At 55.5% G+C, this 22,824-nt stretch carries 23 protein-coding genes and 1 other RNA gene; 13 read left to right on the plus strand and 11 right to left on the minus strand.

The window, feature by feature from the left end:
• The first annotated feature begins 380 nt into the window (after positions 1-380).
• The 11 genes from QMN93_RS12440 to QMN93_RS12490 all read left to right on the plus strand — a co-directional run bounded on the left by QMN93_RS12440 (position 381) and on the right by QMN93_RS12490 (position 7,749).
• Positions 381-1,679, plus strand: a complete 1,299-nt coding sequence (locus QMN93_RS12440) for an MFS transporter (protein ID WP_023309287.1) — start codon at positions 381-383, stop codon at positions 1,677-1,679.
• 184 nt (positions 1,680-1,863) lie between these two features.
• Complete coding sequence (gene exuR, locus QMN93_RS12445) at positions 1,864-2,640, plus strand: transcriptional regulator ExuR (RefSeq protein ID WP_023309288.1); 777 nt, start codon at positions 1,864-1,866, stop codon at positions 2,638-2,640.
• Positions 2,641-2,983: 343 nt separating this feature from the next.
• Entirely contained in the window at positions 2,984-3,646 is a 663-nt protein-coding gene (gene yqjA, locus QMN93_RS12450; RefSeq protein WP_024906405.1) for a DedA family general envelope maintenance protein YqjA, read from the plus strand.
• A gap of 2 nt (positions 3,647-3,648) precedes the next feature.
• Positions 3,649-4,032: an EnvZ/OmpR regulon moderator MzrA gene (gene mzrA / locus QMN93_RS12455; RefSeq protein WP_039260467.1), complete on the plus strand. Its 384-nt coding sequence runs from the start codon at positions 3,649-3,651 to the stop codon at positions 4,030-4,032.
• Positions 4,033-4,174: 142 nt separating this feature from the next.
• Positions 4,175-4,543 carry a DUF1090 domain-containing protein gene (locus QMN93_RS12460; protein WP_058841630.1) on the plus strand — a complete coding sequence of 123 codons (369 nt, stop codon included), beginning with the start codon at positions 4,175-4,177 and terminating at the stop codon, positions 4,541-4,543.
• A gap of 31 nt (positions 4,544-4,574) precedes the next feature.
• A complete protein-coding gene (locus QMN93_RS12465; protein ID WP_008503141.1) occupies positions 4,575-4,880 on the plus strand; it encodes a YqjD family protein in 306 nt (101 codons plus the stop codon).
• Between the two features lies 1 nt (position 4,881).
• Positions 4,882-5,274 (plus strand): phage holin family protein, encoded by a 393-nt coding sequence (locus QMN93_RS12470; protein WP_023333540.1) that lies wholly within the window; start codon positions 4,882-4,884, stop codon positions 5,272-5,274.
• A gap of 2 nt (positions 5,275-5,276) precedes the next feature.
• A complete protein-coding gene (locus QMN93_RS12475; RefSeq protein WP_033146723.1) occupies positions 5,277-5,573 on the plus strand; it encodes a YqjK-like family protein in 297 nt (98 codons plus the stop codon).
• 253 nt (positions 5,574-5,826) lie between these two features.
• Entirely contained in the window at positions 5,827-6,219 is a 393-nt protein-coding gene (locus QMN93_RS12480) for a DoxX family protein (RefSeq protein WP_193140085.1), read from the plus strand.
• A gap of 71 nt (positions 6,220-6,290) precedes the next feature.
• Positions 6,291-7,277: a glutathione S-transferase family protein gene (locus tag QMN93_RS12485; protein ID WP_193140087.1), complete on the plus strand. Its 987-nt coding sequence runs from the start codon at positions 6,291-6,293 to the stop codon at positions 7,275-7,277.
• 106 nt (positions 7,278-7,383) lie between these two features.
• Positions 7,384-7,749 carry a DUF805 domain-containing protein gene (locus QMN93_RS12490; protein WP_029739660.1) on the plus strand — a complete coding sequence of 122 codons (366 nt, stop codon included), beginning with the start codon at positions 7,384-7,386 and terminating at the stop codon, positions 7,747-7,749.
• Between the two features lie 46 nt (positions 7,750-7,795).
• Here QMN93_RS12490 and QMN93_RS12495 read toward each other — a convergent pair whose 3' ends face one another.
• The gene (locus QMN93_RS12495; RefSeq protein ID WP_029739659.1) at positions 7,796-8,698 is read right to left on the minus strand and encodes a LysR family transcriptional regulator; all 903 of its coding nucleotides are present in this window, start codon (positions 8,696-8,698) and stop codon (positions 7,796-7,798) included.
• 104 nt (positions 8,699-8,802) lie between these two features.
• Here QMN93_RS12495 and QMN93_RS12500 point away from each other — a divergent pair, with 104 nt between their 5' ends.
• Complete coding sequence (locus QMN93_RS12500) at positions 8,803-9,504, plus strand: pirin family protein (RefSeq protein WP_069303335.1); 702 nt, start codon at positions 8,803-8,805, stop codon at positions 9,502-9,504.
• 81 nt (positions 9,505-9,585) lie between these two features.
• On the opposite strand, the gene QMN93_RS12505 is transcribed toward QMN93_RS12500, so the two are convergent.
• The 9 genes from QMN93_RS12505 to garL all read right to left on the minus strand — a co-directional run bounded on the left by QMN93_RS12505 (position 9,586) and on the right by garL (position 19,843).
• Positions 9,586-9,996: a Spy/CpxP family protein refolding chaperone gene (locus QMN93_RS12505; RefSeq protein WP_033146727.1), complete on the minus strand. Its 411-nt coding sequence runs from the start codon at positions 9,994-9,996 to the stop codon at positions 9,586-9,588.
• Between the two features lie 151 nt (positions 9,997-10,147).
• On the minus strand, positions 10,148-12,442 hold the full coding sequence (pflB, locus tag QMN93_RS12510) for a formate C-acetyltransferase (protein ID WP_023309297.1): 2,295 nt from the start codon (positions 12,440-12,442) through the stop codon (positions 10,148-10,150).
• Positions 12,443-12,457: 15 nt separating this feature from the next.
• On the minus strand, positions 12,458-13,666 hold the full coding sequence (tdcD, locus tag QMN93_RS12515) for a propionate kinase (protein WP_048974687.1): 1,209 nt from the start codon (positions 13,664-13,666) through the stop codon (positions 12,458-12,460).
• Positions 13,667-13,696: 30 nt separating this feature from the next.
• Positions 13,697-15,028 carry a threonine/serine transporter TdcC gene (gene tdcC / locus QMN93_RS12520; protein WP_029739656.1) on the minus strand — a complete coding sequence of 444 codons (1,332 nt, stop codon included), beginning with the start codon at positions 15,026-15,028 and terminating at the stop codon, positions 13,697-13,699.
• A gap of 9 nt (positions 15,029-15,037) precedes the next feature.
• On the minus strand, positions 15,038-16,027 hold the full coding sequence (gene tdcB / locus QMN93_RS12525) for a bifunctional threonine ammonia-lyase/L-serine ammonia-lyase TdcB (protein WP_033147079.1): 990 nt from the start codon (positions 16,025-16,027) through the stop codon (positions 15,038-15,040).
• A 100-nt stretch (positions 16,028-16,127) separates the two neighbouring features.
• Entirely contained in the window at positions 16,128-17,048 is a 921-nt protein-coding gene (gene tdcA, locus QMN93_RS12530; RefSeq protein WP_008501504.1) for a transcriptional regulator TdcA, read from the minus strand.
• Positions 17,049-17,724: 676 nt separating this feature from the next.
• An RNA gene (rnpB, locus tag QMN93_RS12535) (RNase P RNA component class A) lies at positions 17,725-18,101 on the minus strand.
• Positions 18,102-18,160: 59 nt separating this feature from the next.
• Positions 18,161-19,051: a 2-hydroxy-3-oxopropionate reductase gene (garR, locus tag QMN93_RS12540; protein WP_047060279.1), complete on the minus strand. Its 891-nt coding sequence runs from the start codon at positions 19,049-19,051 to the stop codon at positions 18,161-18,163.
• Positions 19,052-19,072: 21 nt separating this feature from the next.
• On the minus strand, positions 19,073-19,843 hold the full coding sequence (gene garL / locus QMN93_RS12545; protein ID WP_045888055.1) for a 2-dehydro-3-deoxyglucarate aldolase: 771 nt from the start codon (positions 19,841-19,843) through the stop codon (positions 19,073-19,075).
• 373 nt (positions 19,844-20,216) lie between these two features.
• On the opposite strand from garL, the gene garD reads away from it, so the two are divergent.
• Positions 20,217-21,788, plus strand: coding sequence for a galactarate dehydratase (gene garD / locus QMN93_RS12550; protein ID WP_087823151.1), 1,572 nt, complete (start codon positions 20,217-20,219; stop codon positions 21,786-21,788).
• 153 nt (positions 21,789-21,941) lie between these two features.
• Here the strand turns inward: garD and rsmI are convergent, their stop codons facing one another.
• Complete coding sequence (gene rsmI, locus QMN93_RS12555; RefSeq protein WP_023309315.1) at positions 21,942-22,805, minus strand: 16S rRNA (cytidine(1402)-2'-O)-methyltransferase; 864 nt, start codon at positions 22,803-22,805, stop codon at positions 21,942-21,944.
• Between the last annotated feature and the right edge of the window lie 19 nt (positions 22,806-22,824).

A 22,824-nucleotide genomic window follows, 5' to 3' on the forward strand; every position in this document is an offset into this window, starting at 1 on the left:
TGAGATCAATAAACGCCAACAAATAAATTACCCTCAATGAAGTAAACCCTTCTGCAACCCCCGCCAATACTGGCTTTGCGCGCGACGATTAATGTCCCCACAAAGAATCATACATTTGTGATGTCACTCACCTTTTAAAGCTGTATGACAAGTTATCTTTTCGCCGTCGCAAACTATAAGCCGACGGAATGCATTACCGGTGTGAGAGACATCGGGTTTAACGGTACGGATACCGACTTATGCACGCTTACTTATGGCAAGGTTCGGGCCGTTCCGGGACATGCTCCTGGTTACGCCCCTCCCGTTACACAACTGCTCCCGGAAACGGTTGAGAGGTTGCCGTGCTCTGGCGCGGAAATAACATAACGATGAGGTTTTAGATGCGTAAAATTAAAGGGTTACGTTGGTATATGATCGCACTGGTGACGTTAGGCACCGTGCTGGGCTACCTGACGCGTAACACCGTGGCAGCAGCAGCGCCAACGTTGATGGAAGAGCTGCATATCTCCACGCAGCAATACTCCTACATCATTGCCGCCTATTCCGCGGCGTATACCATCATGCAGCCTGTTGCGGGCTATGTGCTGGATATTCTCGGTACAAAAATCGGTTATGCCTTCTTCGCCATCGCCTGGGCGGTGTTCTGCGGCGCAACCGCGCTGGCAGGCAGCTGGGGTGGACTGGCGCTGGCGCGCGGTGCGGTCGGTGCGGCTGAAGCCGCGATGATCCCGGCGGGTCTGAAGGCCAGCTCCGAGTGGTTCCCGGCGAAAGAGCGTTCCATTGCCGTCGGCTACTTTAACGTGGGCTCGTCCATCGGGGCGATGATAGCGCCGCCGCTGGTGGTGTGGGCGATCGTGATGCACAGCTGGCAGATGGCGTTCATCATCTCTGGCGTGCTGAGCTTTGCCTGGGCGATGGCGTGGTTGGTTTTCTACAAACACCCGCGCGATCAGAAAAAACTGTCTGAAGAAGAACGTGAATACATTATTGGCGGTCAGGAAGCGCAGCATCAGACCAACAACGGCAAAAAAATGACCGTCTGGCAGATCCTGGGCACCCGTCAGTTTTGGGGTATCGCCCTGCCGCGTTTCCTGGCTGAACCGGCCTGGGGTACCTTTAACGCGTGGATCCCCCTGTTCATGTTTAAAGTCTACGGCTTTAACCTGAAAGAGATCGCGATGTTCGCCTGGATGCCAATGCTGTTCGCTGACCTGGGCTGTATCGTGGGCGGCTACCTGCCACCGCTGTTCCAGCGCTGGTTTGGCGTGAACCTGATCGTTTCCCGTAAGATGGTGGTGACCATGGGCGCGCTGCTGATGATTGGCCCGGGGATGATCGGCCTGTTCACCAGCCCGTACGTCGCCATTGCCCTGCTGTGCATCGGTGGCTTTGCGCACCAGTCCCTGTCCGGCGCGCTGATTACGCTCTCGTCTGACGTCTTTGGTCGTAACGAAGTGGCAACCGCCAATGGCCTGACCGGCATGGCCGCCTGGACCGCGAGCACCATGTTTGCACTGGTGGTCGGCGCGCTGGCGGATACCATCGGCTTCAGCCCGCTGTTCGCGGTGCTGGCGATCTTCGACCTGATGGGTGCGGTGGTTATCTGGACGGTGCTGAAAAGCAAATCGGCAGAGGAGCTGGCGAAAGAGTCCCTCGGCAAACCGGCTACGCAGAGTTAGCAACCATTTTTCCGCCGGGTGGCGCTACGCTTACCCGGCCTACAAAACCCGTAGGCCCGTGCAAGCGAAGCGCCGCCGGGCATTTAAAGGCCGCTCAGTAGCGGCTTTTTTAATGGCAAAATCTGGAGAGTGGCACGCAAAAGTGGTATAACAAATCATCTGCCGTACCCTGCCTGGAGCGCATATGGAAATCACCGAACCACGTCGTTTGTATCAACAACTTGCTGCGGAGCTGAAAGATCGCATCGAGCAAGGCGTCTATCTTGTCGGTGATAAACTTCCCGCCGAGCGCTTTATCGCGGATGAAAAAAGCGTGAGCCGCACGGTGGTGCGTGAAGCGATTATCATGCTGGAAGTGGAAGGCTACGTTGAGGTACGCAAAGGCTCCGGCATTCACGTGATTTCTAATCTGCCAAAACACTCTCCCGTCGCGGACGAAAGTCTGGAATTCGCCAGCTATGGCCCGTTTGAGCTGCTCCAGGCTCGCCAGCTGATCGAAAGCAATATTGCTGAGTTTGCGGCGACGCAGGTGACCAAGCAGGACATCATGAAGCTGATGGAGATCCAGGAGAATGCCCGTAAGGAAAAATGTTTCCGCGATTCAGAGTGGGATCTGCAGTTCCACGTTCAGGTCGCCCTGGCAACCCAAAATACGGCGCTGGCGGCAATCGTTGAAAAAATGTGGACTCAGCGCGTTCACAACCCGTACTGGAAAAAACTGCACGACCATATCGATTCCCGTACCGTCGACAACTGGTGCGACGATCACGACCAAATCCTTAAAGCGCTGATTCGTAAAGATCCGCATGCCGCTAAGCTGGCGATGTGGCAGCACCTGGAAAACACCAAGCAGATGCTGTTCAACGAAACCAGCGATGACTTCGAATTTAACGCTGACCGCTATCTTTTTGCCGATAATCCGGTTGTTCATCTCGATACGGCTTCCAGTGCCGCAAAATGATGACCTTTCTGCTGGCAGGCGCTACGTCGCGCCTTCCGGCTTACAGGAGTAAGCAAAACATATATAGTGTCAGCCTTTGTAAATCCCCTCGCTCACTTCCTGGGCTTACGCCAAAATCAACTCACCCCTGCAAATTCTGTGACGCAGAACGTTGGGCTTTGTTACAATTGGATTCAATTCCTTATTTTGTAAGTTAGTGCTTGCTAACCAGCCAATTAACAGGGAACAGTGTTGGCCACACCGCAATGTGTCCGCGAGCGACCATAATGAAATCACAACAATGTCGCCGTGCTGTTTGTCCCGGATAACAGGCGTGACGTTAACCGATTTCCAGGAACACTGAATGGAACTTTTGACCCAACTACTGCATGCCCTCTGGGCGCAGGATTTTGAAACGCTGGCCAACCCTTCCATGATTGGCATGCTCTATTTCGTCTTGTTTATGATCCTGTTCCTTGAGAACGGTTTGCTGCCTGCTGCCTTCCTGCCCGGTGACAGTTTGCTGGTGCTTGTCGGCGTGCTGTGTGCCAAAGGGGCGATGGCGTTTCCACACACCATTTTATTACTGACCGTTGCGGCCAGCCTCGGCTGCTGGGTGAGTTATATCCAGGGACGATGGCTGGGCAATACCCGGATCGTCCAGAACTGGCTTTCTCATCTTCCCGCGCATTATCACCAGCGGGCGCACCACCTTTTCCACAAGCACGGGCTTTCCGCGCTGTTGATTGGCCGCTTTATCGCCTTTGTTCGCACCCTGCTGCCGACCATTGCCGGTCTGTCGGGGTTAAGCAGCACGCGCTTCCAGTTCTTTAACTGGATGAGCGGCCTGCTATGGGTGCTTATTCTGACGACGCTCGGCTATGCGCTGGGTAAAACGCCGGTCTTTATGAAATATGAAGATCAGCTGATGTCCTGCCTGATGCTGCTGCCTGTGGTTCTGCTGGTCTTCGGCCTGATTGGCTCACTGGTTGTCCTGTGGAAGAAGAAATACGGAGCCAGAGGCTAACGATGGCTATCTCACCGCTCGCCCTGCGCCGATTTGCCGTTGCCGTGATTACGCTGATCGTCCTCAGCGCCATGCTGCTGGCATGGAGCGCGCTTTCGCATCAGGAATCGACGCTGGCTATTCGCCCGGTAAACCAGGGCGCCAGCGTGCCTGACGGTTTTTCTGTCTGGCATCATCTGGACGCGAATGGGATCCGCTTTAAAAGCATTACCCCGCAGGACGATGTTTTACTGATCAAGTTTGATTCCCGTGCGCAAAGTGCCGCCGCGAAAGTGGTTCTCGACCGTACGCTGCCGCACGGGTATATCATTGCCCAGCAGGAAGATGACAGCCAGCCTGCAGCCTGGCTGTCATTGATTCGCGATACGTCGCATCGGTTTGGATAACTTCCAGGATTCCGAATCTTTTCACTCACTTTGGTGAATCCCCCGTTTACTTACTATGCTTAAGTACGCGGAGCACCCCTCGATGTACTCCGCATAACTTTGGATAGCGGCTAACGCCGCAACACAATGGAAGGTTTCGATAATGAAATTCCGCATGACTCTGGCTCTGGCCCTTTTTTCTTTAAGCACAGCATCCTTCGCAAACTCTCTCTGTCAGGAGAAAGAACAGGATATTCAGCGTGAGATCGGTTATGCCCAAAAGCATAACAATCAGCACCGTGTTGATGGTCTTAAAAAAGCGCTGAGCGAAGTGAAAGCGAACTGTTCAGACAGCAAGCTTCGTGCCGATCACAAGAAGAAAATCGCTGAACAGAAGGACGAGATAGCCGAGCGCCGTCGCGACCTGCAGGAAGCGAAAGAGAAAGGAGATGCGGAAAAAATTGCTAAGCGCGAGAAGAAGTTGAAAGAAGCGCAGGACGACCTGAAAGCGCTGGAAGCTCGCGATTATTGAGTTAACGGAAATCTCAACAGGAGAGAGAATCATGTCAAAAGATACGACGTCTGAACATCTGCGCGCTGAACTGAAATCCCTGGCCGATACCCTTGAAGAGGTGCTGAACTCCTCTGCTGACAAGTCAAAAGAAGAGGTCAGCAAGCTGCGCAGCAAGGCGGAGCAGGCGCTGAAAGAGAGCCGCTATCGCCTGGGTGAAACCGGTGATGCGCTGGCGAAACAGACCCGCGAAGCGGCTGCCCGCGCGGACGAATATGTGCGTGATAATCCATGGACGGGTGTAGGGATTGGTGCCGCAGTGGGTGTGGTACTGGGTGTCCTTCTGACGCGCCGTTGATATGGAAGATCCTCGTCACGCACAAGGGCCTGCTAACAACGTCCTCGGCATCGGCCAGCGTATTTTAACGACGCTGGTCGGGATTGCCGAAACGCGCGTCCGGCTCGCAGTGGTCGAGCTGGAAGAGGAGAAAGCGAACCTCTTCCAGATGCTGCTGATGCTCGGGCTGACCATGCTCTTCGCCGCGTTTGGTCTGATGAGCCTGATGGTGTTAATCATCTGGGCCATCGATCCGCAGTATCGTCTTAACGCGATGATTGCCACCACCGTCGTTCTGCTGGTCGCCGCGTTGATAGGCGGTATCTGGACGCTGCGTAAAGCGCGAAAGTCCACTTTCCTGCGCCATACGCGTCAGGAGCTGGCGAACGATCGCGCTCTGCTGGAGGATGACTAGCCGTGAGCGATAAAGCCGAACGTCAAAAGCGAAAAGCGTACCTGTTAAGCCAGATCCAGCAGCAACGGCTGGATCTGTCTGCCAGTCGTCGCGACTGGATCGACGCGACGCGACGGTTTGACCGGGGCTGGAATACCGTCCTGAGCCTGCGTTCGTGGGCGCTGGTCGGCAGCAGCGTGATGGCGATCTGGACGGTTCGTCATCCAAACATGCTGATCCGCTGGGCTCGTCGTGGATTCGGCGCCTGGAGCGCCTGGCGTCTGGTGAAAGCAACGTTGCGGCAGCAGCAGCTGCGGTGATAAAAGCAAAACGGTAACTCAGGTTACCGTTTTTTGTCTTTGCGCCCTCTCCCCGTGGGAAAGGGTTGGGGTGATGGCACCAGCGCACACGTTCCCTTACTCAATATCTTTGAAGAAGATTGACAGTTTTCCTTGCTAACAATTACCACCCGCCCCGTTTATTATCCTCTCCATCGACAGCAACGCCGCGGTATCTACCCGGAATTGCAGACAAATAATGTTCAGCCGCTCATGTGGTTTCCTGGAGAGTAAAATGAAAAAATTAGAAGATGTTGGTGTACTGGTCCCGCGTATTCTGATGCCAATTCTGTTCATCGTGGCAGGTTGGGGAAAAATCACCGGTTATGCGGGTACCCAGCAGTATATGGAAGCCATGGGCGTTCCGGGCTTCCTGCTGCCGCTGACCATTCTTCTTGAGTTCGGCGGCGGCCTGGCGGTACTGTTCGGCTTCCTGACCCGTACTACCGCGCTGTTTACCGCAGGCTTCACCGTGCTGACGGCGTTCATCTTCCACAGCAACTTTGCGGAAGGCGTGAACTCTCTGATGTTCATGAAAAACCTGACCATCGCGGGTGGCTTCCTGCTGCTGGCCGTCACTGGTCCGGGCGCATACAGCATCGACCGCGTTCTGAATAAGAAGTGGTAAGCACGCTATACTGAATGAACACAAAGCGAGGAGACATCTCCTCGCTTTTGCTATCTGACGGAGGAGAAAAAATGGGACAACTCGTAGACGGCGTATGGCAGGATGTCTGGTATGACACCAAATCCACCGGAGGTCGCTTCAAGCGCTCAGTTTCGGCCTTCCGTAACTGGCTGACCGCCGACGGCGCGCCAGGCCCGAGCGGCGAAGGCGGCTTCGCGGCTGAGAAAGACCGTTATCATCTTTATGTTTCGCTTGCCTGCCCGTGGGCACACCGCACGCTGATTGTGCGCAAGCTTAAAGGTCTCGAATCCTTAATTCCGGTTTCGGTCGTGAACCCGCTGATGCTGGAAAACGGCTGGACATTTGACAGTGATTTCCCCGCGGCGACCGGCGACGATCTCTACCACCACGATTTCCTTTACCAGCTCTATCTTCGCGCCGATCCTCACTACACCGGGCGCGTTACCGTACCGGTGCTGTGGGACAAGAAAAACCAGACGATTGTCAGCAATGAGTCTGCGGAAATCATCCGCATGTTCAATACCGCCTTTGACGCGCACGGCGCCCGTGCCGGAGATTATTATCCGGCTGAGCTGCGAGAGAAAATTGACGAGCTGAACAGCTGGATTTACGACAACGTCAACAACGGCGTCTACAAGGCCGGTTTCGCCACCAGCCAGGAAGCGTATGACGAAGCGGTTGGAAAGGTGTTTGAATCGCTGGAGCGTCTCGAGCAGATCCTGGGCCAGCATCGCTACCTGACGGGCGATCGCCTGACGGAAGCGGACATCCGCCTGTGGACCACGCTGGTTCGCTTCGATCCGGTCTATGTCACCCACTTTAAGTGCGACAAGCACCGCATCAGCGATTACCTGAACCTGCATGGTTTCCTGCGTGACATCTACCAGATGCCGGGTATTGCCGACACGGTCGATTTCGACCATATCCGCACCCACTATTTCCGCAGCCACAAAACCATCAACCCGACGGGCATTACCTCCATTGGGCCGTGGCAGGATCTGGATGAACCTCACGGGCGCGACGTCCGATTTGGATAAATACGAAGGGCATCACCAGATGCCCTTTTTTAATTCACAATCTCCATCTATCCTTACCTCGATCGCTTAGAAAACAAGTGATTGACTGACTAATGAGGCAAGGAAAATGGACTGGTATTTAAAAGTACTGCGTAACTACATTGGATTTGGTGGCCGTGCCCGCCGCAAAGAGTACTGGATGTTCGTTCTGGTGAACTTCATTCTCATTATGGTGCTGGGTATTGTGGATAAAATTCTTGGCTGGGAGCGGGCTGGCGGTGAAGGCGTGCTGACCACCATTTATGGCCTGTTAGTCCTGCTGCCATCGTGGGCGGTGCTGTTCCGTCGACTGCACGACACCGATCGTTCAGCGTGGTGGTTATTGCTGCTGCTGATCCCGATTATTGGCTGGATCGTGATTTTGATCTTCAACTGCCAGAGCGGGACGCCGGGCGAAAACCGCTTTGGTCCGGATCCTAAGATCGGCGCATAAAAAAAGCCCGGTGGCGCTTCGCTTACCGGGCCTACAAATTACGATTTTATTTATTGTATTGCGTGAAAAGCTTCGGAATTTCGCGTAAACACCATGATTTGGCTTCGCCCATGCTGTCACGGCGCCACGCCATAATGATATCAACCTCGTGGCTATATTCCGGGCTGACTACGCGCAGCCGCCCTTCAGCAATGTCCTTTTCGACAAACGGGTACGGCATGGTCGCCACGCCCAGACCGGCCAGCAGCGCCTGACGTTTGTCTTCCAGAGAGGTAACCGTCAGACGAGGCTGTTTATCCAGCAGCTGCACCGTCAGCACCGGACGCTCGCGCGCGGTATCCGCTACCGCCACGCCGCGATACTTCACGCGCGTCACTTCAGAGAGCGGCTCCGGCTCCTGGTGAATCGGGTGATTAGGTGCGGCAACATAGACGTTCATCACGCTGTAGAGCTTGCGCGAGTTGATTTCCGATGAGGAACGGAAGTGCATGTCCGGCGCAATCACAATATCCGCCCTGCCCGTTTCAAGACGTTCCCACGCGCCTGCCAGCACCTCGGTGATGATTGACAGCTGCGTATTGGCCTTCGCCGCCAGGCGGTCCACCAGCGGGAACAGCGCTTCTGTCGGCACCAGCGCTTCGGTAACTAACGTCAGATGGGTTTCCCAGCCGCGCGCCAGCGCTTCGGCGTCCGTCGTGAGCTTGTCCGCCGCTTCCAGCAGCACGCGGCCGCGCTCCAGCAGCATTCGCCCCACGTTGGTGAATTTTGTTCGATGACCGGAGCGGTCAAACAGCACCACGTCCAGCTCTTCTTCCAGCTTCTGCATGGTGTAGCTTAGCGCAGACGGAACGCGCCCCAGCTCATCTGCCGCCGCCGCAAAACTGCCGCGCCGGTCAATCGCGTCCATGACGCGAAGCGCCTCAAGCGTCAATGCTCTCTCTTTAGCCATCTCGTTCTCATTCAGGAAATTTGAACATACCGGGCAGAATATCTGGCTAACAATGCAGCGTCCATACCTTTACCATTGTTTTAGTGTAAAGAGAGGTCAAGTTTATGATTACGACAAGAACAGCTAAACAGTGCGGACAAGCCGATTTCGGTTGGCTGCAGGCCCGCTACACCTTTTCCTTTGGACACTACTTTGACCCTAAACTCCTCGGTTACGCTTCACTGCGCGTGTTAAACCAGGAAGTGCTCGCCCCGGGCGCCTCCTTCCAGCCGCGTACGTACCCGAAAGTCGATATCCTGAACCTGATCCTGGAAGGCGAGGCAGAATACCGCGATAGCGAGGGCAATCATGTCCAGGCAAAGGCTGGCGAAGCGTTGTTAATTTCCACGCAGCCGGGCATCAGCTACAGCGAGCATAACCTCAGCAAAGACAAAACGCTGACCCGTATGCAGCTGTGGCTGGACGCCTGCCCCGAGCGGGAAAATCCGCTGGTACAGAAGTTAGATTTAACGGGCGATAAGCAGCAGCTGATTGCATCGCCGGACGGCAGTAAAGGTAGCCTGCAGCTGCGCCAGCAGGTGTGGCTGCACCATATCGAACTGAAGAAAGGTGAACAGGTGAGCTTCCAGCTTCATGGTCCGCGCGCCTATTTGCAGTCTATTCACGGTACGGTACATGCGGTGACGCACACGGAAGAGAAAGAAGCGCTCACCTGCGGCGACGGGGCGTTTATTCGTGATGAAGCGAATATCACCCTGGTGGCGGATACGCCGCTGCGCGCGCTGCTGATTGATTTGCCGGTTTAGAGAATGCTCTCACCCTAACCCTCTCCCAATGGGAGAGGGAACCGATCGAGCCACGGCAGAATCATCCGGCGCCGTAAGAAATCACTCTGCCAGCGCGTTAGCCATATCGGTTCTAATCTGCTTACGCTGTTCCGGCGTCAACACCTGGCTGACGTCGAAGTAATATTTCACGCGGTAATAGCGGGTCTGCTCTTCAATTTTGCTAAAGGCGGCAAGCTGGCTTTTCACCGTGCTTTCGTCCCATTTACCCGCCTGGAACATGTCGATCAGCGCGCCGTCCTTCACCCCCGTCATCGGGATCTTGCTGACATTTTGTTCCAGCTGCTTATGCAGATCTTCAATCTTTTTAACCTGCTCATTGCTGAGCTTCAGGTGCTGTACCAGCGGATCCTGCGAGGGAGACGGGGCAGCCTCAACGTTCGCGGCCTGTGCCGTAAAACTGCACGCTGCCAGCGAGGCGGCGACCAGCGCAATACGGGTCATTTTCATCATCTTACTGTCCTTACATGCTGTGATAGGGAAAAGCAGGCGTATTGTTTTTCAAGAGCGGATGAATATGTGTGAGTAATTATATAAACAATTTTGTATGTTTAGCGGGCAAAAAAATACCCCCAGGGTGAGGGGGCATGAGACCTGAATGTCGTCAGATAGATTGCGTAAACGTCCTCGAAATCACATCCTGCTGCTGCTCGCGCGTCAGGGCGTTAAAACGCACCGCATAGCCTGAAACGCGGATCGTCAGGTTCGGGTAATTCTCGGGATGCGCGATGGCATCGAGGAGCATTTCCCGGTTCATGACGTTGACGTTCAGATGCTGCCCGCCCTCAATGGACGCTTCGTGATGGAAGTACCCGTCCAGCAGCCCCACCAGGTTGGTTTTGCGCACCAGCTCGTCCTTGCCCAGCGCCTGCGGCACGATGGAGAAGGTGTAGGAGATCCCGTCTTTCGCGTAGGTGAACGGCAGCTTGGCCACCGACGTTAGCGAGGCCACGGCCCCTTTTCTGTCGCGGCCGTGCATCGGGTTCGCGCCTGGGGCAAACGGCGTGCCGCCGCGGCGTCCGTCCGGCGTGTTCCCGGTCTTCTGGCCGTATACCACGTTGGAGGTGATGGTCAGGATCGACTGGGTTGGCACCGCGTTGCGGTAGGTTGGCAGCGCCTGAATTTTCTTCATAAAGCGCTCCACCAGGTCGCAGGCGATGCTGTCCACGCGGTCGTCATTATTGCCGTACTGCGGATAGTCTCCTTCAATCACGAAATCGACCGCCAGCCCGGTATGGTCACGCACCGGCTTCACCGTGGCGTATTTAATGGCCGACAGGGAATCCGCGGCTACCGACAGCCCGGCAATGCCGCAGGCCATGGTGCGATAGACGTCCCGGTCGTGCAGCGCCATCAGCGAGGCTTCGTAGCTGTACTTATCATGCATGTAGTGAATGAGGTTCAGGGCGCTGATGTACTGCACCGCCAGCCAGTCCATAAAGTGATCGAGGCTCGCCATCACGGTGTCGTAATCCAGCACGTCGTCCAGCAGCGGCTCGGTTTTCGGGCCGACCTGGATCTTCAGCTTCTCGTCCACCCCGCCGTTGATCGCGTACAGCAGCGTTTTGGCGAGGTTGGCGCGCGCGCCAAAGAACTGCATCTGCTTGCCGATCACCATCGGGCTGACGCAGCAGGCAATGGCGTAGTCGTCGCTGTTGAAGTCCGCACGCATCAGATCGTCGTTCTCATACTGCAGCGAAGAGGTGACGATCGACACCTGCGCGGCGTATTTCTTGAACGCGATCGGCAGTTGTTCTGACCAGAGGATCGTCAGGTTCGGCTCCGGCGCAGGCCCCATTGTGTGCAGGGTATGCAGATAGCGGAAGCTGTTTTTGGTCACCAGCGTGCGCCCGTCCAGCCCCATGCCGCCGATCACTTCCGTCGCCCAGATTGGATCGCCGGAGAAGAGCGTGTCGAACTCCGGCGTGCGCAGGAAGCGCACCATGCGGATCTTCATGATGAAGTGGTCAATCAGCTCCTGCGCCTGGACTTCATTCAGCCTTCCTGCCTGCATGTCGCGTTCAATGTAGATATCGAGGAACGAGGCCGTGCGCCCCAGCGACATCGCCCCGCCGTTCTGGGATTTCACCGCTGCAAGATAGGCAAAATAGACCCACTGCACCGCTTCCTGGGCGTTCATCGCCGGACGTGAAATATCAAAGCCATAGTTCGCCGCCATCTGCTGGATCTGCAGCAGCGCGCGCCTGTGCTCCGCCAGCTCTTCACGCAGGCGGATCGTCGCCTCCAGATCTTCACCGCGTTCCAGCCTGCCCTGCAGATCGGCAAACTGTAGTTCGCGCTCGCGCACCAGATAAGCGATCCCGTACAGCGCCACGCGGCGATAGTCGCCGATAATGCGTCCGCGCCCGTAGCCGTCCGGCAAGCCGGTCAGCACGCCGGATTTACGGCAGCGCATCATCTCCGGCGAATAGACGTCAAACACGCCCTGGTTGTGGGTTTTGCGCAGGTCGGTAAACAGGTATTCGAACTGCGGATCCATCTCCCGGCCATAGGCTTCGAACGAGCTGCGGATCATGTTGATCCCGCCATAAGGATGCAGCGCGCGCTTGAGCGGTTTATCGGTTTGCAGGCCGACGATCGTCTCCAGATCCTGGTCGATATAGCCCGGCCCGTGGGCCGTAATGGTGGTGGCGATGTTGGTATCAAAATCCACCGGGGCGTGGGTGGCGTTCTCCTGGCGAATGCCGACCATTACCTTCTGCCACAGCGCCGTCGTTGCTGGCGTCGCCTGCGCGAGGAAAGCTTCATCGCCTTCATAAGGGGTGTAGTTATGCTGAATAAAATCGCGGACGTTGACGGCGTTTTTCCATTCTTCACCGCGAAACCCGGCCCATGCGTCGCTGTAGGGCGCGACGCCCGTATCGATTGTTACTTTCATGTGATTCTCGCTTTATCAGGCGTAAGCCGCGGCCGGGGTAACCTTTCCAAGACGGAGGGCGTCCAGCGCGATCATTTTTTCTTCGTTGGTAGGGATAACCGCGCAGGCCACGCGGGACGATTCGGTGGAGATCACGCGCTCACCCGCGCTCCCCGGCAGGGCATTTTTGGCGTCGTCGAGGATGATGCCGAAGACTTTCAGATGTTCCGCCACCAGCGTGCGGACAAGCTTCGAGTTTTCGCCAATGCCGCCGGTAAAGACCACCCCATCCAGGCGGTGCAGCGACGCCGCGTGGCCGGCAATATGTCGCGCAATGCGGTGAACAAAGGTGTGTATTGCCAGCTGCGCCCGCTCGTTGCCTTCGTGCCAGGCTTTCTCCAGCGCGCGTAAATCGGAGGAGATACCGGAGATCCCCAGCAGCCCGGACTCTTTATTGACCACGCGCTCCAGATCCTCAAACGACTGGCCGGTCTGCTGGGCAATCCACGCCATCGCGCCGAAGTCCACATCGCCGCAGCGCGTCCCCATCACCAGCCCTTCCAGCGGCGTCATCCCCATCGAGGTATCAACGCTTTCGCCGTTGCGCACCGCGCAGATGGACGCCCCGTTGCCGAGATGGGCAATCACCAGGCCGCTGTCGTCGGGGGACAGCCCGAGAAGCGTATGCGCCTGCGCGGCCACGTAGCGGTGAGAGGTGCCGTGGAAGCCGTAGCGGCGCACGCCCAGCTCTTCAAAATAGCGGTACGGCAATCCGTACAGATACGCCTGCGGCGGCAGCGTCTGGTGGAAGCTGGTATCAAATACCGCGACCTGCTGCACGCCCGGGAACAGGCGCTCTGCCGCTTCCACGCCGCTCAGGTTGGCGTAGTTATGCAGCGGCGCCAGCGGGGAGACCTGGCGAATCTGCGCGATCGCCTCTTCCGTGATCAGGGTCGACTCGCTGAAGAGATTTCCCCCATGCGCAATGCGGTGGCCAATTAAGGCCACGCTGCTCATCAGGTTACGCTTCTCCAGCTCCAGGGCGATGGCAGCCAGCGCCCCTTCGTAGTCCTGGTGAGCCAGTCTGGCTGGCTCACCCCCGTTCACGGAAATAAAGGCCTTCTCGGTGTTGATCCCGTCTGCAATGCCCGTCATCAGGGCATCGCAGCTGCTGGCGTCGAGCACCGAAAACTTAACAGAGGACGATCCGCAGTTAATAACCAGTACAACCGGAAACTCAATCATCATGTGACTCCGCTCTTCCTGAGCAATGGGTTAGAACAGTTTGTAAACGATATTCAGAATGGTCAGCAGGCCGACCGCGGTAACGAAGATGTTCTCGGTACGCCCTTTGTATTTCGCCAGCGCCGGTGCTTTGCGGATGGCATACATCGGCAGCAGGCACAGCAGAGAGGCGATGATTGGTGCGCCCATGGCTTCAATAAGGTCCAGAATGTTCGGGTTGGCGTAGGCCACAACCCAGGTGGAGCCCATGATGAACACCATGCTGATGGTGTTCAGCTTGCCAACGGAGACTTTCTTCTTATCGCCCTTGTAGCCGAACTTGAGGATCAGGCCGTTCAGCCCTTCCAGCGTGCCCAGGTAGTGACCGAAGAAGGATTTGAAGATAGCCACCAGCGCGATGATGGAGGCACCGTATTCCAGTACCGTCGCGAACGTCGACTTGGTTCCGGACATTGACGCAAAGTGGTTCGCCAGGTAAGAGAGCACCGGAATGTTCTGCGCCTTGGCGTCCGCCATGTTCTGCGGAGAGAGCGTAAACAGGCAGCTAAAGGCGAAGAACATCACCACGGCCACCATCAGTAGGCTGGCGCGACCGATGATTTTGGAACATTTCTGCTCGGTGAACGCTTTGCCGAACTCCGGTTCGTACTCTTCGCGCTTGGAAACCACAAACGAGGAGACGATAGGCGAGAAGTTGAAGGAGAAGACCATGATGGAGATACCCAGCCACACCGTGACCAGAATGCCGTCATGACCGGTGAAGGCGATATCGCTCAGGTTGACCTGGTCAATCACCGCCGAGTTCCAGTAAGGGATCAGCGACAGGGAAATCAGCACCAGACTGGCGATAAACGGGAACACCAGGAAGCTCATGACCTTCACCATCAGGTCTTTACCGAACCAGATAACAAAGGCCATCAGCAGCAGCAGGAACAGCGCCACCACGCCGCGGTTCAGCGCAGGCAGCTGGAGCTGGTTTTCCCAGAAGGTCATAAAGGTGTTGGTAATGGTGACGCCGTAAATCCACAGCAGCGGGCAAATGGCGAAGAAGTAGAGGAAAGTGATCACCACCCCACCGGTTTTACCAAAGTGCTCTTCCACCGTTTCGGTGATGTTGCCGGAGACGTTGCTGCCGGAGAGGCACAAACGCGCCAGCGCGCGGTGGCAGTAAAACGCAATCGGGAACGCGAGAACCAGCATCAGCAGAATAGGGATCAATCCACCAAAGCCTGCGCGAATGGGAAAGAACAGCACGCCTGCGCCAATGGCGGTACCAAACAGGCCGAGCGTCCATGTGGTATCAGACTTACGCCAGGAGGACGTTTTTGTCTGGCCAACGATAATGCTTTCTGTGTTGCTCATAGGTCACCTTTATGCGTCAACGAAGCCGGTAATTTGGGAAACACGGGAGAGATCGATATTGCCGCCGGAAATAATGCAGACGGTTTTACGACCCTGAATATAGTGGTCAAGCTTGCCGCTTAATAACGCGGCGCAGGCCAGCGCGCCGGCACCTTCCGTCACCACTTTATTTCGCTGAATAAGCGCGATCATGCTGTCACGAATGTTGTCTTCGCTGACCAGCACAATGTCATCAACCAGCTCGCGAACAATTTCGAACGGTAAATTACCGGGGCGAGAAACGTCACAGCCGTCGGCCAGCGTGCCACTAACGCGATGGCTGATTATTTCCCCGGCCTGATACGATGCCGCCATGCCGTGAACATTTTCTGACTGCACGCCGATGATATTAATGGTGGGGTTAATGGATTTAATTGCCGTCGCAATCCCGGCAATTAAACCGCCGCCGCCGATAGGCACAATAACGTTATCCACATCGTATAAATCTTCGAGAATTTCCAGACCGATGGTGCCCTGCCCGGCAATCACTTTGGCGTCATCGTACGGCGGAATAAAAATACGCCCTTCCATCTCGACGATTTCGCTGACTTTAGCGATGGTGTCGTTGAAGTTCTCGCCGTGCAGCACAACTTCCGCCGAGTAGTCCCGCGTCGCGGCCACTTTAGACTTCGGCGCGCCCATAGGCATCACCACTTTGCCGTCGATGCCAAGCATCGCGCAGGAGAGGGACACACCCTGCGCGTGGTTTCCCGCGGAGCAGGCGACAACGCCTTTGCGTTTTTCAGCGTCGGTCAGCGAGCTTAATTTGTTAAACGCGCCGCGGATCTTAAACGAGCCGGTACGCTGCATGTTCTCAAACTTCAGGAATATTTCGCCCTTGCAGCGTTCGCTAAGATAATTCGAGCGCGGCATACCTGTTTTATATATTTTTCCTGCCAGTCGTTTTCTGGCGTCCTGAATATCTTCAATCGTTACCGGGAGATCGTAGGTAATATGCATAATATCCTCGTTATAATAATTCATTCTTTTCGGGCAAAGTCAGGGTATCAGAGCGTTACAGAGATAAGCTCTGGGTGTTTTTAAATTGATTACTCATTATTCATCGTCGTCTTTCGATATTCATCGACGAATACTGTTTTGCCAGCTCAACTAATACTGACGCCGATTTTTTAATCCTGTAATTTTTTGACCACACGGCGGCATAACGCGCCACGGGTAATTCATCTTCTACGGGCAACACAATAAACTGATCAGAACCGAACGGTGCAATCATGTCGCGGGGAATCACCGTCAGATAATCGGCATTCAGGACAAGGTTATAAATGGTGACGACGGAATCGGTCTGGACGATGTTTTCGATGCTGATGTGGTTGTCTTGCAGGGTGGTCAGAAGTTCTTTGTAGTAGCCCATATCGGTTTGCGGCATCACCCACTGCTCGTGCGTGAGCGATGCCAGTGTCGTCGGGCCGGTGCACGTTCGCGTTTTGCTGGCGACCAGCACAAACTCGGACTCAAACAGCGGTTCGACGTGCAGATCCTGCAGCAGCATTTCATCACTCAGCGTGCCGATAGCGAAATCCAGACGACCGTCGCGAATAGCCGGAAGGAAAGAGGAGAGCTGGGCTTCATACATCGAGACGCGTGCTTTCGGGAACACTTCCTTGAATTTTTTGATCATCTCGGACAGGAAGGTAAAGCCGATCAGCGACGGGTAGCCAAAGGAGACGTCCATGACGGTACTGAAGCTCAGGCTGTTAATCTCACTCACCATGTTTTTCATTTCGCGGGTGATCGACTCAGAGTACGAGAGCAGAACCTGACCCGCGGCGGTGAGTTTTACGCCGGTGTTTTTACGCACCATCACTTCCACGCCGAAGTAGGACTCAATATCGCTGATGATTTTGCTGACGGCGGGTTGCGTCAGGCCAAGCTGTCTTGCTGCAGAACCTATGGAGCCACTTTTAATGACTTCCTGAAATACCACGAGGTGCTGTGTTTTCGGTAGAATAATAGTGTTCATAATATTCTGCGCTTATTTCCCTATGACGGAGCGAATTCTACCTAATAGTGTTTAAGGGGGTATGTGCTGTCACTCACAATTTGCTTTTCCGCACGTTTTACAGGAACAATGACAACCAAAAAACATATTTATTATCAATAAGATGAATAAGTAAGGCCACACCATTACGCTGATATCGATCAATAAAATCAGTAGTAATAAATTTATTTTATGGCGATAACCTTGATAAATTTTCCTGCGTTAAAAAAATCAATAAAGACGATCTTTCAGGCAATTAAAGACCAATAAATAACCGCTATTTGTTTGAAACATTCTTTCAGTTTATTAAATTTTTCCGATGCGAATTTTCAGGTTTGCGGAAAAGAGTGGAATGCGTCACATATTCACGGGAGAAATGTATTTGATTTCAATATATGCATATCAAACGAGAAAAGATTCTCGATCATATAGGTAACAAACATAACAAATTATCAATACTAAAAATCGTGTGTTTTTTAGCGCGAAATTTTGTGATGGCGATCGTCTACAGGTACAGGAACGATACGAAAGGTATAAAAGCAGTGAAATGTGCTTAATGTCGCAAATATGAGAATTGATGTCGTTTGTCCGGCGCTGCGCTTACCCGGTCAGCAACACCCGGAAAGCAAAAAACCCGCCGAGGCGGGTTTTTTTAAGAAGTTGAAGCTGACCGATAAGCCGGGTTCTGTCGTGGACAGTCATTCATCTAGGCCAGCAATCGCTCACTGGCTCAAGCAGCCTACCCGGGTTCAGTACGGGCCGTACCATGTGAACCCCTATTTGGCCTTGCTCCGGGTGGAGTTTACCGTGCCACGGACTGTTACCAGCCGCGCGGTGCGCTCTTACCGCACCCTTTCACCCTTACCTGATCCCGCTTGCGCGGGCCATCGGCGGTTTGCTCTCTGTTGCACTGGTCGTGGGTTTCCCCCCCAGGCGTTACCTGGCACCCTGCCCTATGGAGCCCGGACTTTCCTCCCCTCCGCCCGTCTCCCCCGAAAGGGACGACGACGAAGCGGCGACTGTCTGGTCAGCTTCGGCGCGCAGTATAGAGGGTTTGCGCGCCGCTGTCACCCTCAGGTGTGGGCAAGGCGTGATTAACGCGCCACTTCCACCTTCGCCAGTTTTTCGTAGTAGCACGCAATCGCGCTGTGATCGGCCGTGCCCAGGCCATCCGCACGCAGCGCCTGCATCATCTCCATGACCGCCGCGGTCAGCGGCAGCTGTGCGCCTACGCCGTGTGACGTATCCAGCGCGTTCGCCAGATCTTTAATGTGCAGGTCGATGCGGAAACCGGGTTTGAAATTACGATCCATCACCATCGGCGCTTTGGCATCCAGTACGGTACTACCCGCCAGACCGCCGCGAATGGCCTGATAGACCAGATCCGGGTTGACGCCCGCTTTGGTTGCCAGCGTCAGCGCTTCGGACATGGCGGCAATGTTCAGCGCCACAATCACCTGGTTTGCCAGCTTGGTCACGTTACCCGCCCCGATGTCTCCGGTATGCACCACGGAGCCCGCCATGGCTTTCATCAGGTCGTAGTATCTATCGAAAACGGCTTTATCTCCGCCGACCATCACCGACAGCGTGCCGTCGATCGCTTTCGGCTCACCGCCGCTGACCGGCGCATCCAGCATATCGACGCCCTTCGCTTTTAACGCCTCGCTGATTTCACGGCTTGCAAGCGGCGCAATAGAACTCATATCAATCAGCACCAGGCCCGGCTTCGCACCGTCGATAATGCCGTTCTCACCCAGCGCAACCTCTTTAACATGCGGGGAGTTGGGCAGCATGGTGATGATGACATCGCACTGCTCGGCAATGGCCTTCGCGGTGGTGGCCGTTTCAGCGCCCGCCGCTATCACCTCTGCCACGGCCTGCGGATTGTGATCGGATACCACCAGTGAGTAACCCGCTTTGATGAGGTTCTTACTCATTGGTTTACCCATGATCCCCAGGCCAATAAAACCCACTTTCAGCGTCATAATCTGTTTCCTCAATGATGGTTATTTTTTAAAAGCGTCGGCTAATTTCTGCGTGGCCGAGCGGAAGACCCCGAGGTCGCTGCCGACGGCAACAAACGTGGCTCCCCACTCCAGATAGCGACGGGCGTCAGCCTCAACCGGCGCCAGAATGCCGCACGGTTTGCCGTGAGCTTTAGCGCGGGCAAAAATGTGCTGGATCGCGCGCTGCACGTCAGGGTGGCTGGCATTACCCAGATGGCCAAAGGCGGCCGCCAGATCGCTCGGGCCGACGAAGATACCGTCCACGCCGTTTGTGGCTGCAATCGCGTCAACGTTATCAACGCCCTGCTGGCTCTCGATCTGAACCAGAATAGTGATGTTGTTATTGGACTGCGCGAAGTAGTCCGGCACGGTGCCAAACATATTGGCGCGATGCGAAACGGAAACACCGCGGATCCCTTCTGGCGGATAGCGCGTTGAGGCTACGGCCAGGGCCGCTTGTTCTTCCGTCTCCACAAACGGGATCAGGAAGTTGTAGAAACCGATATCCAGCAGGCGCTTGATAATCACCGGCTCGTTAGTTGGCACGCGCACCACCGGGGCGCTGAGGCTGCCTTTCAGCGCCATCAGCTGCGGAATAAAGGTGCTGATATCGTTCGGCGCATGTTCGCCGTCCAGCACCAGCCAGTCAAAACCTGCCAGGCCCAGCACTTCGGTGCTGATTGGGTTTGCCAGCGCGGACCAGCAGCCAATCTGAATCTGGTGTGCCGCGAGGGCCGCTTTAAATTTATTCGGGAAGATATCGTTACTCATCGTATTTACCTTTTTAATTCGCAGCCTATATCAGCATCATTTTATTTATCCAGACACCGCACCAGCATTATATTTATTATTCCGTCGTATTTTGGCGTTATAAAATCGTCATTCAGTATAAGACGCAATCCACGACCGCACATTGTTTTAATGCTCAAGTATTGCGTTACACTTCGATAAATTTTTTTGCATATGCACAATGCGCTGGGCGCTAATGCACAGAATCAGGCATTACCGGTTCTGGAGCGATCGCGATCACATTTTCATATCCCCTATGCTGACATGCTTTATTTCTGAAAGCCGCGCATTTATTTCTGCCCTTTGAAAATTGGCTGAATTTATTATCAGACACTTTGCTGGAGAATACTGAACAATGGCCGACATTGAAATTCGACAGGCATCGCCGACGGCGTTTTATATAAAAGTCCACGACACCGATAATGTGGCGATAATTGTCAACGACAATGGCTTAAAAGCGGGCACCCGCTTTCCGGACGGGCTGGAACTGATTGAGCATATTCCACAGGGACATAAAGTCGCCCTGGTGGATATCCCTGCTAACAGCGAAATCGTACGTTACGGTGAAGTCATCGGCTATGCCGTTCGCTCTATACCGCAGGGCAGCTGGGTTGAGGAGTCGCTGGTGGCGCTGCCGGAAGCGCCGCCGCTGAACACGCTTCCGCTGGCGACCCGCGTGCCGGAACCGCTTCCTCCGCTGGAGGGCTATACCTTCGAAGGCTACCGCAACGCGGACGGCAGCGTCGGCACCAAGAATCTGCTCGGCATTACCACCAGCGTGCACTGCGTGGCGGGCGTAGTGGATTACGTGGTGAAAATCATCGAACGCGATCTGCTGCCGAAATACCCGAACGTCGACGGCGTGGTGGGCCTGAACCACCTCTACGGCTGCGGCGTGGCGATTAACGCACCCGCTGCGGTAGTGCCGATCCGCACCATTCACAATATTGCCCTCAACCCGAACTTTGGCGGCGAGGTGATGGTAATTGGTCTGGGGTGTGAAAAATTGCAGCCAGAGCGCCTGCTGCAGGGCACCGAAGATGTCAAAGCCATTCCGGCAGACGAGGCCAGCATCGTGCGCCTGCAGGACGAACGCCACGTGGGTTTCCGCTCAATGGTCGACGATATCCTGCAGGTGGCTGAACGCCATCTGGACAAGCTCAACAAGCGCCAGCGCGAAACCTGCCCAGCGTCTGATTTGGTAGTGGGAACACAGTGCGGCGGCAGCGATGCCTTCTCCGGCGTGACGGCCAACCCGGCGGTGGGCTATGCGTCCGATCTGCTTGTCCGCTGCGGCGCCACGGTCATGTTCTCCGAGGTAACCGAAGTGCGTGACGCCATCCATCTGCTTACGCCGCGCGCCGTTAATGAAGAGGTCGGCAAGCGCCTGCTTGAGGAAATGGCCTGGTACGATAGCTATCTCGATATGGGCAAAACCGACCGCAGCGCCAACCCGTCTCCGGGGAACAAAAAAGGCGGCCTGGCCAACGTAGTGGAAAAAGCCCTCGGGTCGATTGCCAAATCCGGCCAGAGCGCGATTGTGGAAGTGCTCTCTCCGGGCCAGCGCCCGACGAAACACGGCCTGATTTACGCGGCAACGCCGGCCAGCGATTTCGTCTGCGGCACGCAGCAGGTGGCGTCCGGCATTACGGTACAGGTCTTTACCACCGGGCGCGGCACGCCGTACGGCCTGATGGCGGTGCCGGTGATCAAGATGGCGACCCGTACCGAGCTGGCAAACCGCTGGTATGACTTAATGGACATCAACGCGGGCACCATCGCCACCGGAGAAGAGAGCATTGAGGACGTGGGCTGGAAACTGTTCCACTTCATTCTGGATGTCGCCAGCGGGCGGAAGAAAACCTTCTCCGACCAGTGGGGGCTGCATAATCAGCTGGCGGTGTTTAACCCGGCACCGGTGACGTGATTTTTCGCACCACATCTATCCCGCATTTAGGTAACCCGCCGGACACGCCGCAAACCTTCCAGGTTGAGGCGATACCTGTTAACTGAAAGACGCATAACGATCTGCAGGCCGGGTTAGGCTCAGCCGCCACCCGGCAAAACAGGCGGCAGGGGCTTACTCCCCCTGCTGCTCCAGCGCATGCTTATACAGCGCATTTTTCTTCACGCCGTGAATTTCCGCCGCCAGCGCAGCGGCCTTCTTCAGCGGCAGTTCCGCTTGCAGCAATGCCAGCGTGCGCAGCGCGTCGGCAGGGAGCGCGTCTTCCTGCGCCTTATGCCCTTCGACGATCAGCACCATTTCACCCTTGCGGCGGTTTTCGTCTTCCTTCACCCACGCCAGCAGTTCACCCACTGGGGCACCGTGAATGGTTTCCCAGGTTTTGGTCAGCTCGCGCGCCAGCACCACGTAGCGGGCTTCTCCCCAGACGGTCACCATATCTTCCAGGCTCTCCAGCAGGCGGTGCGTGGATTCGTAGAAAATCAGGGTGCGCGGTTCCGCTTCCAGATCTTTTAAAACGTCGCGACGGCCTTTGGATTTGGCAGGCAGGAAGCCTTCATAGCAGAAACGGTCAGACGGCAGACCCGCGGCACTCAGCGCAGCAATGGCGGCACACGGCCCCGGCAGCGGCACAACGCGAATACCGGCTTCACGACAGGTACGCACCAGGTGATAGCCGGGATCGTTGATCAGCGGCGTACCGGCGTCGGAGACCAGGGCAATGTTCTGCCCCTCTTTCAGCTTCGCCACCAGCGTTTCGGCTTTTTGTTGCTCATTGTGATCGTGCAGAGCAAACAGACGGGCGTTAATCGCGAAATGTTGCAGCAGCAGGCCGGTGTGGCGGGTATCTTCAGCAGCAATTAAATCAACAGCTTGCAGTACGGTGAGCGCACGTTGGGTAATATCAGACAAATTCCCGATAGGAGTAGGTACAATATAAAGCTGGCCTTGAGAATTATCTGCCGTTTCGTGTTGTTTCATTGTTTCGTCCGTATTGCCG

Source organism: Enterobacter sp. R-1.6.2, assembly GCF_035064085.1.
GTDB lineage: Bacteria > Pseudomonadota > Gammaproteobacteria > Enterobacterales > Enterobacteriaceae > Enterobacter > Enterobacter asburiae_B.

Bases quoted from the DNA above. Each gene is read 5' to 3' on its own strand.
- QMN93_RS12490 (WP_029739660.1), top strand. From the start codon at position 7,384: ATGGACTGGTATTTAAAAGTACTGCGTAACTACATTGGATTTGGTGGC.
- garD (WP_087823151.1), top strand. From the start codon at position 20,217: ATGGCCGACATTGAAATTCGACAGGCATCGCCGACGGCGTTTTATATA.
- rsmI (WP_023309315.1), bottom strand. From the start codon at position 22,805: ATGAAACAACACGAAACGGCAGATAATTCTCAAGGCCAGCTTTATATT.
- exuR (WP_023309288.1), top strand. From the start codon at position 1,864: ATGGAAATCACCGAACCACGTCGTTTGTATCAACAACTTGCTGCGGAG.
- QMN93_RS12465 (WP_008503141.1), top strand. From the start codon at position 4,575: ATGTCAAAAGATACGACGTCTGAACATCTGCGCGCTGAACTGAAATCC.
- QMN93_RS12500 (WP_069303335.1), top strand. From the start codon at position 8,803: ATGATTACGACAAGAACAGCTAAACAGTGCGGACAAGCCGATTTCGGT.
- garR (WP_047060279.1), bottom strand. From the start codon at position 19,051: ATGACGCTGAAAGTGGGTTTTATTGGCCTGGGGATCATGGGTAAACCA.
- QMN93_RS12495 (WP_029739659.1), bottom strand. From the start codon at position 8,698: ATGGCTAAAGAGAGAGCATTGACGCTTGAGGCGCTTCGCGTCATGGAC.
- pflB (WP_023309297.1), bottom strand. From the start codon at position 12,442: ATGAAAGTAACAATCGATACGGGCGTCGCGCCCTACAGCGACGCATGG.
- garL (WP_045888055.1), bottom strand. From the start codon at position 19,843: ATGAGTAACGATATCTTCCCGAATAAATTTAAAGCGGCCCTCGCGGCA.
- tdcA (WP_008501504.1), bottom strand. From the start codon at position 17,048: ATGAACACTATTATTCTACCGAAAACACAGCACCTCGTGGTATTTCAG.
- QMN93_RS12470 (WP_023333540.1), top strand. From the start codon at position 4,882: ATGGAAGATCCTCGTCACGCACAAGGGCCTGCTAACAACGTCCTCGGC.
- QMN93_RS12485 (WP_193140087.1), top strand. From the start codon at position 6,291: ATGGGACAACTCGTAGACGGCGTATGGCAGGATGTCTGGTATGACACC.
- QMN93_RS12505 (WP_033146727.1), bottom strand. From the start codon at position 9,996: ATGATGAAAATGACCCGTATTGCGCTGGTCGCCGCCTCGCTGGCAGCG.
- QMN93_RS12480 (WP_193140085.1), top strand. From the start codon at position 5,827: ATGAAAAAATTAGAAGATGTTGGTGTACTGGTCCCGCGTATTCTGATG.
- yqjA (WP_024906405.1), top strand. From the start codon at position 2,984: ATGGAACTTTTGACCCAACTACTGCATGCCCTCTGGGCGCAGGATTTT.
- tdcC (WP_029739656.1), bottom strand. From the start codon at position 15,028: ATGAGCAACACAGAAAGCATTATCGTTGGCCAGACAAAAACGTCCTCC.
- tdcB (WP_033147079.1), bottom strand. From the start codon at position 16,027: ATGCATATTACCTACGATCTCCCGGTAACGATTGAAGATATTCAGGAC.
- mzrA (WP_039260467.1), top strand. From the start codon at position 3,649: ATGGCTATCTCACCGCTCGCCCTGCGCCGATTTGCCGTTGCCGTGATT.
- QMN93_RS12440 (WP_023309287.1), top strand. From the start codon at position 381: ATGCGTAAAATTAAAGGGTTACGTTGGTATATGATCGCACTGGTGACG.
- tdcD (WP_048974687.1), bottom strand. From the start codon at position 13,666: ATGATTGAGTTTCCGGTTGTACTGGTTATTAACTGCGGATCGTCCTCT.
- QMN93_RS12460 (WP_058841630.1), top strand. From the start codon at position 4,175: ATGAAATTCCGCATGACTCTGGCTCTGGCCCTTTTTTCTTTAAGCACA.